General features: G+C 55.3%; 6 protein-coding genes. 2 read left to right on the top strand and 4 right to left on the bottom strand.

What is annotated here, in order from left to right; genetic code table 11:
- Positions 1-7: 7 nt before the first annotated feature.
- Both Fuma_RS12890 and Fuma_RS12885 read right to left on the bottom strand, forming a co-directional pair.
- Positions 8-2,566 carry a DUF1549 and DUF1553 domain-containing protein gene (locus Fuma_RS12890; RefSeq protein WP_218922431.1) on the bottom strand — a complete coding sequence of 853 codons (2,559 nt, stop codon included), beginning with the start codon at positions 2,564-2,566 and terminating at the stop codon, positions 8-10.
- A 75-nt stretch (positions 2,567-2,641) separates the two neighbouring features.
- Positions 2,642-3,316, bottom strand: a complete 675-nt coding sequence (locus Fuma_RS12885; protein ID WP_158520966.1) for an RNA polymerase sigma factor — start codon at positions 3,314-3,316, stop codon at positions 2,642-2,644.
- Between the two features lie 620 nt (positions 3,317-3,936).
- On the opposite strand from Fuma_RS12885, the gene Fuma_RS12880 reads away from it, so the two are divergent.
- Both Fuma_RS12880 and Fuma_RS12875 read left to right on the top strand, forming a co-directional pair.
- On the top strand, positions 3,937-7,302 hold the full coding sequence (locus Fuma_RS12880; RefSeq protein WP_083732014.1) for a DUF1583 domain-containing protein: 3,366 nt from the start codon (positions 3,937-3,939) through the stop codon (positions 7,300-7,302).
- A gap of 193 nt (positions 7,303-7,495) precedes the next feature.
- On the top strand, positions 7,496-10,843 hold the full coding sequence (locus Fuma_RS12875; RefSeq protein WP_083732013.1) for a DUF1583 domain-containing protein: 3,348 nt from the start codon (positions 7,496-7,498) through the stop codon (positions 10,841-10,843).
- A 24-nt stretch (positions 10,844-10,867) separates the two neighbouring features.
- On the opposite strand, the gene Fuma_RS12870 is transcribed toward Fuma_RS12875, so the two are convergent.
- Together Fuma_RS12870 and Fuma_RS12865 are read right to left on the bottom strand one after the other, a co-directional pair.
- Complete coding sequence (locus tag Fuma_RS12870; RefSeq protein ID WP_077024500.1) at positions 10,868-11,359, bottom strand: hypothetical protein; 492 nt, start codon at positions 11,357-11,359, stop codon at positions 10,868-10,870.
- A 34-nt stretch (positions 11,360-11,393) separates the two neighbouring features.
- On the bottom strand, positions 11,394-14,852 hold the full coding sequence (locus tag Fuma_RS12865; protein ID WP_158520965.1) for a DUF1583 domain-containing protein: 3,459 nt from the start codon (positions 14,850-14,852) through the stop codon (positions 11,394-11,396).
- Between the last annotated feature and the right edge of the window lie 15 nt (positions 14,853-14,867).

Raw genomic sequence — 14,867 nt, 5'->3', positions numbered from 1 at the left:
TGAGCTCCTAATGATTCATCGTAAACTCAGCACTGTTCAAGACCGCCCACAAAACATCTGCGAGCCCCTCCTGCAATGCCGGACCTGACAAGTCTTCGCTGATGTATTCGTTCAGCAACTCCCATTCAGAAGCGGTTGGCTGACGAGACAACGTGGCGAAGTACAGAATTTCAATCCGTTGTTTGTTCTGAAAGAACGGTGCTGCCAGCGACTTCAAGAGGCCGCTGCTTGCAAGACCTGTCGCTCCATCGATCAAAGTCCCGTTCATTAATGTCAGTGCCTGAGGAATTCCGCCGAGATATTCCGTTTGGCGGCCGGACGGAGTTCTAAATTGCCGCAGGAATTCGTCACGCGGCGTGTTGCCGAACCGCACCACATTGAAACCTTCCGTCGCTGCCCCCGATGGCATTGTCGCTACGGTAATGCAGTCGTAAACCTGTTCCGCCGTCAGCGTCTTGACGTTCATCTGAGCGAACATATTGACGCGCAGGTAGTCCTGCACGTCGGCTCCACTGGAAAGCCGGTAAGCTCGCGAAAGAGCAATCGTGCGGAACAATTCACGAAGATCAAACTTTGTGCGAATGAAGTGCCCTGCCAGCAGGTCGAGTACTTCCGGTGACACTGGCGGATTTTCCACTCCAAAATCATCTACCGGATCAACGATCCCTCGCCCAAACATCTGCCCCCAAACTCGATTCGCCGCAGCTCGCGGAAAATACGGATTGTCCGCCCCCGTCAACCATTTCGCCAGTTTTTGTCGACGCTGATCGGCTTGTCCATCGTCGACCGGGGCGGCACTGTTTAAGAACCGTGGCGGCACCACTTCATCCGAATCCGGAATCATCACTTCACCACGCTCAACGTCGCGAACCCGCATTACCGTGGACACATTCTCCAGCGTCCCCTGTGGTCGCGAAATGCGAGCAAAGAATGCGGCGTAGCTCCAGAAGTCTTTTTGACTCCACGGTTCGAACGGATGGTCGTGGCATTGAGCACACTCAAGCCGCATTCCCAAAAACACGCGCGACGTTCGCGACGCCAGTTGGTCGGGATCCAGTTTGGCGGCCGAATAGAACAGCAACGGACCTGACCGAGACAACCGTCCCTCTGCCAGCAACAAACTGCGGACCACTTCGTCGTACGAATCGTTACTGGCAAAGCGTTCACTCAACCATTTATCAAAGGCCTCGACGCCCCCGAACGCCGTTAAGTCGACTCCTTCAGGAATCAGGAACCTGCGGTAAGTGGCTGCCAAATGAGACGCGAAGTCGGCACTCATCAACAGTCGCTCAACCAGGGCGACATAGCGATTCGGCGATTTGTCGTTCAGATAATTTCGGACCTCAGTCACTGCCGGAATACGTCCGGCAAGGTCCAGATAAACTCGTCGAAGTAACTCTTCATCACCCGCAGGCTCGGCTGGATCAACGCCATTGTCTTCCCACAATTTCGCCATCAAATGATCCAACTGCTGCAGCACATCGTCATTCGAGCCCTGCGAAACATCAACCGGCTGCCATCCTGATGCGGCTCCGAAAAGCCCGGCAGGCTTGCTTTTCCGTTCCGGCTTTGGTGAAGCCGGCGTTGTCGTCGCTAACGCAACAGCGACGTTCGAGTCTTCTTTGTCAGTCCCGATCGGCGCGAGTAGTTTGTCGTCCGCACCAGACAGATTCGATTCAAGGGACGCCGTCTGGATCGCCTCCGCCGCCTCGACATTGACAACCGGCATGTCGGCGGGGAATTCAACGGCTCGGCGGTCTGTTGCCGTGGCTGCCGGGAAAGAAACAGTCAACGTTGGTCGGGCAATCGGCAGATCAGCAGTCACAAGTTGCATCTGCAGGGGCAGATGACTGTCCACGTCCACCAAGGCCCGTAACGATACTGATTCAAGATTGTCGCAGACGAAGTCAACATCAAGTTGAATGTTCTCCCCAGCCTCACCGCTCACCCGCGAAGAAGATTCGCTGACAACTCGGGCACCAGAAAAACGCTGAATCGTCTCGTCGTCAAAATTCGTCCCGGACAAAAATGTTAACACCAACTGATTGCGATCGGCCGGTGCACCACGCTTCAGCGATCGCAGCTTGATATCCGCCGAACCATCGTCACGCTGTAAAACAACCTGTCGTTGAATATCCACCAGCACGGACGATTCATCCGACCTATCACGGATCCAACCCTCAGAAAGTGCGAGCCACCGATCGACGTTCTCTGATTCCAGTTGAACCACACCCTGCTTCGCCATTGCGTCCAGCAACTGACTCCACGCAAAGGCCGTTGAATCACCGCGAAACATGACCGCCAACAGAATCAACACTCCCAGCGCCGCCGCGATCGGTAAACGCCGCACCCACCGCCCACCGCCGACCAGAGTCCGGCCGACTCTTGCGACATGCGAATCAGCCAATCGAGGTGACGTGCCCCATTCCTGCTCGATACCGCGATCAAGCCGCTTCAACAGCGTACGTGGCACTGGCGGAGCATCGAACGCGTCGGTAAGAAGCTCTTCAAGCTCCTGATCCGACGAATCCTGTGATGCGTCATTTATGTTCGAAACGTTTGTCATCTAAATCTGCCGCTGTTGGGGGAGAGCCCGGAATAAAGAGTACGTGGTTCGGCGAGACGCATTTGCCTCGGCGTGCTACACACTCGACTTCGGACACTCAACTCGAACATTTGCCTGGTTAGCTTCGTCACCACACTCATCGCAGCTCGTCTTGCCAGCCTGAGCGTCATCGTTCTGCTGGCGGCCCGGAACTCCGCACTCCCGACTGTCGACTCGCATCATGCGTTCTCGGAAATCGCGTCGAGCTCGGAACAAAATCGACTCAACGGCCTTTTCCGTCATGTCCAGGCGTTCAGCCATCACTCGCACACTTAATGTTTCTATGTACTTCCACTCCAGAACCATGCGATGCTGGTCAGAAAGCTGATCCATCACATCGCGTACCTCGCCACGCCGCTCAGACTGTTCCTGCAGTGCCGCCGCATCAATATCGTCACTCACCGGAGCCGACTGCTTAGCTTCATCGATCAGGTGCTGCACACGCGCAGCCGCACGAAAATGGTCCGTCACCTTGTTGGACGCCACCGATCGCAACCATGCACCGGGGTTCAGAATATCTGTCTTTGTGTCGGCGACTGCCTTCACCAATGCCAACACGGTCTCGCTGACGATGTCTTCCGCGAGATGCCGATCGCGATTGACTTTGACGTACACGAAGCGCCACACCGACGGCAGAAAGCAATCGCTAAGATGCTTCACCGCCGCAGGATCCTGTTCTCGCAGTCCCTGAACTAGTGCAGAGTCGTTCAAAATGGCCTCGAATTGAGTGACCGGCAGCAAATTGGTTCCGCTCGTTGCCGCAGGTTCAGTGATATGTCGATGGCCTGCCCAGCTTCACGCGAATAATTCAGCATGAATTGTCAGGAAATCGTAATGTGCCGCCGCCTCATGTTCTTTCCGCGGGGGAATTGCATCTCTTATGACATTCACAACCGCGGAACCGAATGTGGCATTTGCCGCGACGAATGGCCTAGTGCATGACTCACGTTCTGCATAAGGCACACAAATTATGCAGCCTCGCTGATGGATTGGATAGCGGATTCGTCCCCAGGGAACAGCGTTCAGATGATTCGATTCAACCTCATAGCCATTGTTGCTCAACGGCATCGTCATGCAGGCTGCGATCAATCCACAGAACGCGGCTCATCACGTCACCTAGATATGGCAAGCTGTCACGCGAACAGAAACCACGCCCGTCGCTTGACGCAAGGGCCGCGGAACACTTGACTCTACTGAGCCTGACGGTCGCAGGCAACGATTTGACGGCTTTTCGTGCGTGATCCCGCTGTTGTTTGCGACGTACGGTACGGCGAGACCGCGGATGCTACGAATTACGCGTCAGACTTCTGAGACAGCGAGTAAAGTGCCGAATGAGACCGTCTCTGAAAACGAACGGGAAAACAATGCGGCTGGATACGTTTGCAGGATTGGTGTGCGCACTGTCCGTGACGCTCGCTCACCATACTCAGACATTAGCCATTGATGAGACCTCAGCGGGTCGGCTCGCGATGGCGGCACTTTCCACCAGCCCCGCGAAACAGGTGGAGCTCCCCAACAGTGAACTCGCTGAGCCCGCTGACCACAACGTCAACGCCGCGCTAAATGACATCCTCGGCGACGACATTTTGCAGCAGAATGTGGCCAAAGTGCGGGACGACGCGAAGCGTTTGCCGTTGGCAGAACGGTATCAATTACTGTCCGACTGGGTACTGCCGGGGAAAACGCATTCGCAATTTCGGCTCTCAATGTCATTCGCACCAGAAGGCGCTGTGGGCGAATCGATCAATGGGGAACTGCAGTCTCCTGCGATGGACCTTGTTGAAGTTGCAGCTTTGCTTGGGCGTTTAGACGAGCTGAAAGCTCGGGTTTCGGAGTCGGCACCCGCGTCGCATCAGGCATCCCGTTGCCGCAACACGTTGCTGGTTTTGATCGACATCGCGGCTGGTAATTCTGGCGACGCAGAACAGCGCCTGGGGCAACTTCACTCGGATTTCGTGCAGCTCAATCGCGATGAAGTCACAACTCGGTTTCCGGAAACTCTGGCCATCGTTGCGGCGGCCCGGCATGAAGAAACGCGAGAGACCGCAGCGGAGTTTCTCGCCCACATCGTCGATTCCTTCATTCGCAAGGACAGGTCTGGCAGCACAGATGTCTGGGATCGGCAGATGGCTGCTTTGGCTGGGGCGACAAAGCCGGCGATCGACTCATCGGAAATACCAGACGGAATCGCATCGAAGCGCTGGACGCCTGTCAGCCGACGAACGGCGATGACAAATGGACTCGGCTACCCAGCTGGCGACTGGCATGTGCAACGTGGGCATGTCAAGAATGTGGCCACCCACAATGAAGATTACTTGTACTACAACATTCCGCTGCGAGGTAATTTTGAAGTCGAATGTGATGTCACCAGTTTCGGCTGGAGACACAGCCACCTGCTTGTTGGCGGCGAATGGGTCTCTCCGGTTTGGGGGAACACAACCTATCAAGTTGGCAACTTCCGTCAGTCTCAGCCGTTCATTGAATTGATTCCGCCGCTACAGGAGCCGGGTAGTTGGATGAAATACCGAGTCGTTGTTCGCGATGGGGTTGCTTCGACATACTTCAATGGTCGACGGGTTCACACAAGGACGTTGGATCCTGATCACGAACCGTGGGTGGCCATCCGCAGCCCTTGGTATGCTGCTGGAGAAGTCAAAGACCTTAGGATTTCCGGTCATCCGGAGATTCCACTGACGCTTAAGCTCTCCGAAGCACGTGGACTACCCGGGTGGATTTCCTTTTACGATGAAACCGACGGCACCGACTGGAAGCAAGTCTCGCAGGCAGCACACAGCCAGGTGATTGTGGGAGCGCGACGCGAAGATCTTGCCGGAACCCACAAAGAAAGCCTGGTGCAATACAATCGCCCCATGCTGGAAGACGGTACGATTGCGTATGGGTTCTTCTACCGGGAAGGCAGCACTCACGTTCACCCAGCGATTGGAAACGTTGCTTTCCTGATAAGTCCGGACGGTATTCGCGTTCATCGAATGACCAATGGTTGTTGCAGCGTTTCCGATCATGCCCCGGGACGATCCACCATTCCCGAGTTGCCCGCAGCAATCAGCCGAGTTCCACTGAAGGAAGATCGCTGGAACAAGATGTGTCTGAACCTTGCCGGCGACACTGTTCAACTAACTCTAAACGGTGAGACAATCATCACGCACGAGTTGTCCAGCGACACACCTCGAACCTTTGGACTGTTTCATTATTCGGATCAAACCGAAGCTCGCGTTCGCAGCGTGATATGGACAGGCGACTGGCCGGATTCTATACCGCCACCTGAGAAGCAGGAACTGGCGGCTCCCGATCCACTGTATCCGGAGCTTGTTCTGAAGCAAACGTTTCACCACGACTTTAGCACGGCAGCGATGCCAGCAACTTTGTGGAGCCAGGGCAACTTTGACGAAGCGAACGTCACATCGCAGATCACACCGCAGGGACTGCGGATCCAGCATCAAAGCAGTGACGGATATCGTCAATGCTATGCCACACCAAGCCTCAAGCTCGACGGCGATTTTGACATCGTCGCGACTTTCACCGATTTGAAGACAACTCCCAGCCGAAACGGCACTGATGGAATTGCGCTCGACGTGGTGATGGCAGATCCCGCTGCCACACACTGTTCTGTCTATCGTGGTCAGGTTCGTCGGCCAGCTGAAGAGGACCAGCAGACGTCTCATCTGTACATTCATCGAACAATAGGTCCAGACGCTCAACGACTCTGGCTGGGCAACATTGTCGAGGCCTGTGATTCCGGGAGATTGCGATTAATACGACACGGAAGCACCCTCTATAGCCTGATCGCTGAACATGACTCACCCAATTTTCGGTTGGTCAGCACCGAGGAAGTGGCGACGGACAGTTCGATTCTGGATGGAATTCGGCTGCGGGTACTAACTGAGTCTGGCAGTACGGACGTTGTTTGGGAGAGCATCGACATTCGGGCAGACCGGCTGAGCGGGCCTGCCACGGAAGATACCGTTGAACTACTCGCGGAACTCAACCGCCAGCGTGACGGACTCGCTGAGAGCTGGAACCACGACTTCCGCAAACTTGGGCCAGCTGCCGTCGATTTTTCCCAAATCGGAGCGGCCCAAAAATGGAAGGCAGCAGACGGTGGTCTTTTGATTACGGCCGACGGCAGCAATGCATGGTTAACCGACGGCTTCCGCGTGAAACGGGCGATTGCCGGAGATTTCAATATCTCAACCCAATTCGACGTGCTGGACCTGCCCACGCCAGCGCCGGCGGCTCGGCTTTCCAGTGTCTATCTTCAGATGCAGTTTCGCGACGACAAGCAGTCGCGACCGACGCTGGTCTTTCACAAGAACGAATCCGGCGCCACAACAATCGTAGCGGAATTATGGGTGCCGAGCCCCAACGGCGGGATGCAATATCAGACACTCAGCAAAGTGGCCATCGATTCCGTGGAGGGCGTGAGATTCGTCAGGCGAGAAAACGAACTATTCTACGTGGTCACATCCAGTCAGTTTGTTCGCGACCGTGTGATCGCCAGAGTCGCAGTGCCGTCCGTGCCGATTTTTCCCGGCGACGTCGCTTTCCACGTTCACGCCGGTGGCACTGGCATGCAGGCGAAGGTGTTGTCAACATCGATCGAAATTCGGGCCGACGAGGTTAGACGCACGCTGACACCGGAACAACGTGCCGCGCTGACATCTGCTCCCGTTGATTAAGCTAACAAACGTAGACAAAGCGACTATCGATGCTGATCGTGCAGAAGTCTCGATAGTTTGACCCGGTACACATCGGCAAAGATCAGCCAGTCAACTTCGCGATAGAATTCAGCCATTCCCCAAAAGGTTCGATGTTGTTTTGCGACGTCTTCGCGACAATGTCGCTTTGGAACGTGGAAGGAGAAGCGGCACGATGAGAACCTTGAGTCGGCTAAACCACCTATTGCTTTTAGCATTGTGGTGCACCATCGCGGCATCAGTTTCCGTGGCGTCCGGCGACCCCGCGGTATCGCGGGCCATTGGGGCCATCTTTGGTGAGGACCACATTGTTGAATCGGCGTATGGCGTTCATCAACGCTCACTGGCGATGTCGCCGCAAGACCGCTACCAGTTTCTTTCCGACTGGGTACTACCGCATGACAGCCACGACGCGATTCGCGTATTGGTCGATTTCATGCCCACTCATCCTGCTGGCAACGATGGCGGCGAAGGCGGTAATCTGGTGTCTCCAGCACTGGACCTGGTCCGATCGGCTGCTGAAATAGACCGCCTGGCAGAACTTTCGGCAAAGGTCGAAATGTTATCGCCAACATCGACGTTAGGGCAAAAGAACCGGATCGCGTTGCTGGTGTTGATTGCCATTCAGAAAAATCAATCTGACGTTGGGCTAAAGCTGATCGACGAATTTCTGAAGCTCAGCGCCGCGACCGAGTTGGACGATGTGCGACACCGATCGGCCGAAGCCTTGTTGTTTCATGTGGGACGATCCGTCCCGGACATCTATGAAGCCTTGGTGGGGCCGGTTTCAACAATCGCCCGTCGCAAGATGACCAAAAACGTCTGGCCGATCTGGAATCGACAATTCCAGACCCTGGCGACGGAACTTCATTTGCCCGATCCGGAACCTGCCATCAACCGTTCGGCATCCGGGCAGTGGATGTCGGCGGGGATTGTGGATGCAGAATCGCGTGGTGCCGGAATTCCTGCGTCTCGATGGCGTCTGCAGAAAGGGCAAGCCGACAACACGATCAGCCATGATGATGATGTGCTGTATTTCCAATCTCCACTCACTGGCAACTTCCAGGTGGAATGTGATTTTGCGGCTTTTAGTTGGCGAGATTCGCAGTTAGTTGTCTGCGGCACATGGGTAGCCCCGGTTTACACTCAACAGCACTTTGAAGTGGGAGATATTCGAGGTACGTCAAAGCGGCATTTGCTTGAGCCACGATTCTCAAAGATCCGTGGAACGGTGCACAACCGCGTTACGGTCACGGATGGGCAGACGACGGCGTTTGTGAATGGTCGGCGTGTGCATGATTGGACCATGTTGGAACACCATGATCCATGGATCGCAATTCGTAACGATTTCAAACATGGCGGCAGTGCGTTTAATGTTCGGATAACCGGTGCCCCTGTGATTCCGGAGGCAATCACGTTAACGGCTCACCCTCAGCTTCAGGGCTGGTTGTCATACTTTCCCGGCAGTGTGGGCTGGTCACATTCTCATTGGCAACCGCTATATCTGGGCCAACGAGAAGACCGCACGCCAGCCAACATAAAACAGTCTGGAGGCATCTTCGCGCCACGAAGGGCCGAACTACCCACTGATTGTTTCTGCGAAGAAGCGTTGTTCTATCATCGTCCCATGCTTGAAGATGGCACGATCGAATACGAATACTTCTACAACGAAGGCCAGCAGGACGCGCATCCAATGCTCGACCGTATGTGCTTTCTGCTGCAGCCTGACGGAGTGAAGTTACACTGGCTGACGGACGGAATATTTGACCGCACGGACCTGGCTCCCGACAACAAAATGTCCACAGAACATGCCGTCACTGAGGCATCAGAAGATGCGGCAGCAGACGCTGCCAGTTTCCGTTACGACGTGCCTCGGAACAATGCATGGAACAAAGTGCGTCTGACGCTGACCGGCGACATTGTGGAAATATGGCTGAACGGCAGCGTGGTTGCTCGGCAGAAACTGAACGCCAATAATCAGCGGCGTTTTGGCTTGTTTCATTACGCTGATCAGTCTGAACTGCGAGTTCGCAATGTCACATGGAAGGGCGACTGGCCAAAAGAACTGCCATCCATCAGTGATCAGGACCTGGCAACCGATGAAGCTCTGTTTCTGGACCGTGATGTCGAACACATGCAGGCGGTTTTTCAACACGATTTCACAACTGACGGAGCCGTCAACGATCGGTTCAGACTTATTCGTGGGGCTCCGGGCGAGCACGTCAAGGATACTTCCTCTGGTACGCTGGCTTTGCGGCCGGGAACCAAAGGCTACGTCAATACGACAATTGCCCCCAGCCTGCAGGCTTACGGTGATTTTGATATCACCGTGAGTTACGAAGACTTTAAATATTCGACAACTGAGAACGGCAGCAGTTCCCTGTTGCTGATCGCCAGGCTGGATAACGCCACGTCCGACGAATTCTTTGTGACGCGGAGGCATATGCACGAACCGAACGGCGAACGCGATATGCTTCAATGTGTCGTTGTGCAGCAGGCACCAGAAGGCGAGAGACGCGACTACTTTGTCACCGAATCGATCGAAGAACGCGGTGGGCGATTGCGATTGGCTCGGCGAGGTGATCGGATCTACTATCTGACGGCCGAACGTGATTCCCCCAACTTCCGTCTGCGAGGCTCACGTTTGGTCACCACGAAACCTATCAAGGCAGACGGCATTCGACTGGTCGCTCAGATGCATCGCCCGGGACACTGCAGCGTGATCTGGAAGGACATCGTGGTCAAAGCGGAGAAGATTACTCAGGCGTCCACAGCCGATGCCGACCCACGGGTGACGCAACTTAACAGTGAACGCACAGAATTGCTGCAGCACGTATTGTACGATTTCACAAAAGAAGCGCCCAACCGAGCTTTCCTGTATCGCTGGCGGGATACTCGCGACTGGAACGCCACTGACAAGGGGCTGAAGTTGTCAGCTCCGGGATTTGATTCCTGGGAATCCAGCGGTCTGTCGACGCTGCACGACATCACAGGCGACTTTGACATCACGACCGAATTCGAAACCATCAAGCTGGACAAACCGGCGGCCGACGAACAAACAGCCATCTATCTGCAGATTGAAGTCCCCGACAAAAATCAAACTCAGGCAAACGCCATGTTCAACCTCACAGAATCCGGTTACACCGAAGCTCGCGCTCAGTTTCGTTATGCCAAACCGGACGGCCGTCTGGACTATCGCAACGCGGGATCTGTTAGTGCGAAGGCAGTCACATCATTGCGAGTGGCTCGCCGAGGCAGAAAGTTCACGGTGTTGACAAAGTTGGCGGGTGCCGAACACGAACGGATTCTGGACGTTGCCGATCTGTCCGATGTCGCCATCCCGAGTGTACGAATCATGCTGCACACAGGCGGCGCCGACCGAGAGTCCGAAATCCTGGTGAAGCGTCTGGACATTCATGCAGAGCATTACGAACCACCACCTGCGACGCCAACTCTGCCCCCAAAACCCGTGGAGCCGCCCGCTCGGAAGAAGGGGTTCTTCGAATCGTTGTTTGGATCTTGACCAGTTCGCTCCTTCCAAGACGAGTTACGGAGCCTCAACGGGAATTTTGTCTCTCGCCAGGCGTTTCCAATGCCAGACCTTGGGAGATTCCTGATAGTTACGATACTCTCGGCCCTGCAACAGGCCTGGCACGTCGTAGTAATTCTCTTCGTCGACCTTATAGACGAATGAGGCTCCGTTTTCCGGCGTGCTGCCTTCGCGGTAGAACGTGCAGACTCGGACTTCACCTGATTTGCTGAGCTTAATCAGCATGGAATGCTCGTGAGTCTTCTTGCCGGTCTTCGCGTTGTAGCGACGGAGTGTTTCCTTGTTTCCTTCGATCGTCTTGATGCTGCGTGTGGTCGGACGACCTTGGCCTTCGTTGCCGTGCTGCAGTTCCCAGGAGCCCTGGATCAGTTTCAGGTCTGCCGTCAGATCCGCATCCTTATCGTTTTGCTTCGGAGCATCCTGAGCTGCGGCGATGAGGCACACGGCCAGCAGGGGAAGTGTTACCGTGACGAGTGTGGTTGGTTTCATGTTCGTATTCCTGATTGAGGAGCCAGTAAATTGTTTACGGTGAACGCTCTGCCTTCATTTCGGTCCACCTGACCGGCCCCGGAAACTGCTTTCCGCAAAAGGCCAGGCGTTTCCCGTCCGGTGACCACGCCGGACCACTGTTGTCCTGATTCATTGGCTGTCCGGGATACAATTTGAGTTCGCCGGATTCGAGATCGAACTGGTACAGTCGATTTCCTTTCATCGAATGCGTCGCGCCTGCTTCTGCTCCGCCGAGTACACTTAGCACGCCCCACATCATGATGGTGCGGCCGTCGGGATGCCATGCAAAGTCGGGGCCCATGTTAGCCGTCGTCAGTGTGCGAACGGCTGAGTCGGCGACATTCACAATGCACACTTCCTGGCCGCCGCTAACGATGCCCTTGAAACATATCTGACTGCTGTCGGGCGACCATTCCATGTTGTAAAGAATGTGCCGGAAACGATCGGCGTCACGCCCTTTCAGCAACTGCCGTTTCTGTTTGGTTTCGACATCAATAATTGTGATGTTGCGTTGCGAACGACCTTCCGTGCGGTGGCGTGATTCGTACGCAATCCACTTCCCGTTGGGTGACCATTGAGCGCCCCAGCCTTCTTCGACCAGGTTCTCACGGTTTCCACCATTACCGTCGAACAAGACGGTGCCTGTCAGAAGAGACGTGCAGGCCAGTCGGTCGTTGGACGCCGAAAACGTTGGCATGCTGCCAAGCCCCAGCTTCTTCATGTTCGATCCATCGGCGTTAACAACGTAAACGAAGGATGTTTCCACCTGGCCGGTCCACGCATCAAAGGCGATACGAGTTGCATCCGGCGACCAGTCCGGCGAACCCTGAGAATTCACATTCAGCAATGGGGCTGTGATCTGCTGCAGATTGCCGCCATCCGCATCCATGACATAAATCAAACGCGGCTGTTCTTCTCGCGGATCGGGCAGATACCAGAGTTCGTCAGCAGACACACGCAAGGACTTCCAAGTCACTGTGGTGGTGCCGCCCTTGTTGGCGACTGCCTGCAGACGGGCGTCCGCTCCGTGCTGCCCGATGCCTTCGATCGTTCGGGAATCAACGACGCGAAATTGATCGGAATCGTTTTCAGCAAACAGCAAAGTGATGTGGTCATCTCGCCGAGCCATCCGGAAGGTTCCCGCCTTCGCTTCGGTGGACAGATTTTCGTAGCTGGCCTTGAATTCGCCATCACCTACCGGTTCTCGCCAGGCAACAGTCACCCGTTGGTTGTTCGTGCCGTACGGTCGCCGATTGCATTCAATCTGGTACCTGTCGCCGAATGACACGAAAATCCCGCATCCGTTTAAATCATGGTCGGTCACGTCAAGTGGATCGAACCTCGCAGAAAAATCGAAATCGCCATCCATTCGAAAGTTGGCATCAAAGTGTGACTGAGACCATGCGCCGGAGGACGTCACATGCTGTACGGCTCCCGCTGGTGTGGCACTCACGCGACCAAGTCTTCCTGCGGCGGCCCCGATATAACGTTGCTCCAGACCGTCTGCTGCAAAGTCATGGCGAAACACGTCCGGTAACTCGGTGTCGCTCAGATTCGCAGCAGCAATGTCGACAAATTCCTGCTCGGCCAGTGGCGGTACTTTGATGGGCCAGTGACCGGTCAACTTCACGTTGCGGACTCGCAGTTCGTCCCGATCTGCAAAATGAAAGAAGCCAAAGTGGCGACTGTTGTCGGCGGCCAGTTCGTATTCGCCCACGAATTCGCCATTCAGTTCCAACCGAACCAATTGCTTGTTGATCTGCACCTTCATCCGATTCCACTCGTTCGCCCGCAGTGGCAATGCGGCGGGTTGAGTCGACAGTGATGTGTCGTATTCGGCCAACACTGGCGACGCGGTCGACTGTTCATAAGTTCCATCCGTGATGGCGTGCGTCAGAACTTTCTGGGGTGTGATCGCGAACGCCGTTCGATCAATCGCTGGAAATGCGTTTGCCGAGCCTGGGGAAAAATAGAATTCGTACTCCACGGTGCTCTGCTGCCCAAGCGGACGAATATACCGCAGCAGATGTTCGCACCAGGTACCCGCCAGCCGACTGTTTTTGGTGCCAACGATTTCGCCGGGCCCATCCGGGGATGCTGTGACATTCCATGCCGCCAATTCATAGCCGTAGCTTTCGCCGTAATACGTCCACCAGCCTGTCAAATCCGGATTGATCAAATCGATGCTCTCAGGAACAACCGGGCGCCCTGTGATACGAACGTCACGGAAGTTCGCGTCATTGCGGGACCAGCTTCGGAACGCAATCCATGGATCGGCTGTGGCCGGGCGCGGAATCACTTTCATCAGCCGACCGTTGAGGTAGACCCGGCATTCATCACCTCTGTAGGCGGCTCGGTAATGGATCCATTTGCCCAGCTTCGCTAGCGGCTGGTTCAGCTTCCGGGCTTTGATCCCGTGCCGCACATTCCCTTCAAATAGTGAGGCCCCTCCCCACGTTTGCCCCAGCAGCTCGCCGGCCGATAACACTTGCGTTCGCCCGATGGGGCTGATGTCGGCATCCACATCGAAGTCGCCCCGCAAAGGAGATGCAAAAAACAAATAATCATCTTCATGGCCGGTGACATGTTCTCCTTTTTCGGTGCTCCAAATCCACGTCGCGGCGGGAAGTCCTGAGCCTCTGGTGTGATGCCGATGCCTTTCCGATGGAATCCAGAGCTTGAACTGATCCTGGCTGATAGCTTTCGCTGCGGGCCGTCGCTGCACAGCGTTCTTCATCATCAGCGACGCGATATGAGCGTGCCATTCCTCTGCATGCTGAGGAATGCCTTTGCGTGTGCGCTGCTCGTAAAGATACTCAGGCAAATCCGGTGCAAAATGAGACTGCGGAAAGTGATGGACGTCTGCAAAAACCAGCAGAGTTTCAGGCCATTGTTCTTGCACAGTGCGCGGAACATAACCTTGGACTAACTTCTTGAGTTGGTCAATCTGCTGGAAGGCCGCGTCGTCGTCTCGAAGATACATCGCGATCATTGCCAGCAGGGCTGCTTTCGCTCGCTGCTGCTGTGCATCTTCTGATCGCACAGCAGCGACGCGGTGTCGCAGTTCGTCCAGGTGGCCGAGTGATTCTGCAACCGCCAGAAGATCGTAGACAGGCGACACAAGGACTCCGCCCGACTTCCCATTGTCCGCATGTGTTTGAAACCGTCCACTGACGCGAAACCGGGTATGCGAGCCTGACGGCAGGATCCAGTCACTCAAAACTCGAAAGCGCTCTTCATCGTCATCAAGACCCGCAGCCCGTTCACGAATGGCATTGCTATTATCTTCGACCACGCCAGAGCCAAAGATATCGTCCAACGCAAGTTGGGTTTCATCAGCCGTAGCCACGCCGCCGCCCGCAACCAGCAGACTTGCCACCAACACGAAAGTGTGTGCTAACCAATCGAATGGCCAGCGATAGTTCACAGGCTGCGATCGTAAAGTTTTTGTGGCTTCACCTTGAAACGCCATTTTCATACCCATGTG

Source organism: Fuerstiella marisgermanici, assembly GCF_001983935.1.
Lineage (GTDB): Bacteria > Planctomycetota > Planctomycetia > Planctomycetales > Planctomycetaceae > Fuerstiella > Fuerstiella marisgermanici.
Note: the sequence above shows the minus strand (reverse complement) of the source record. Positions and strands in the feature narration are given on the sequence as shown.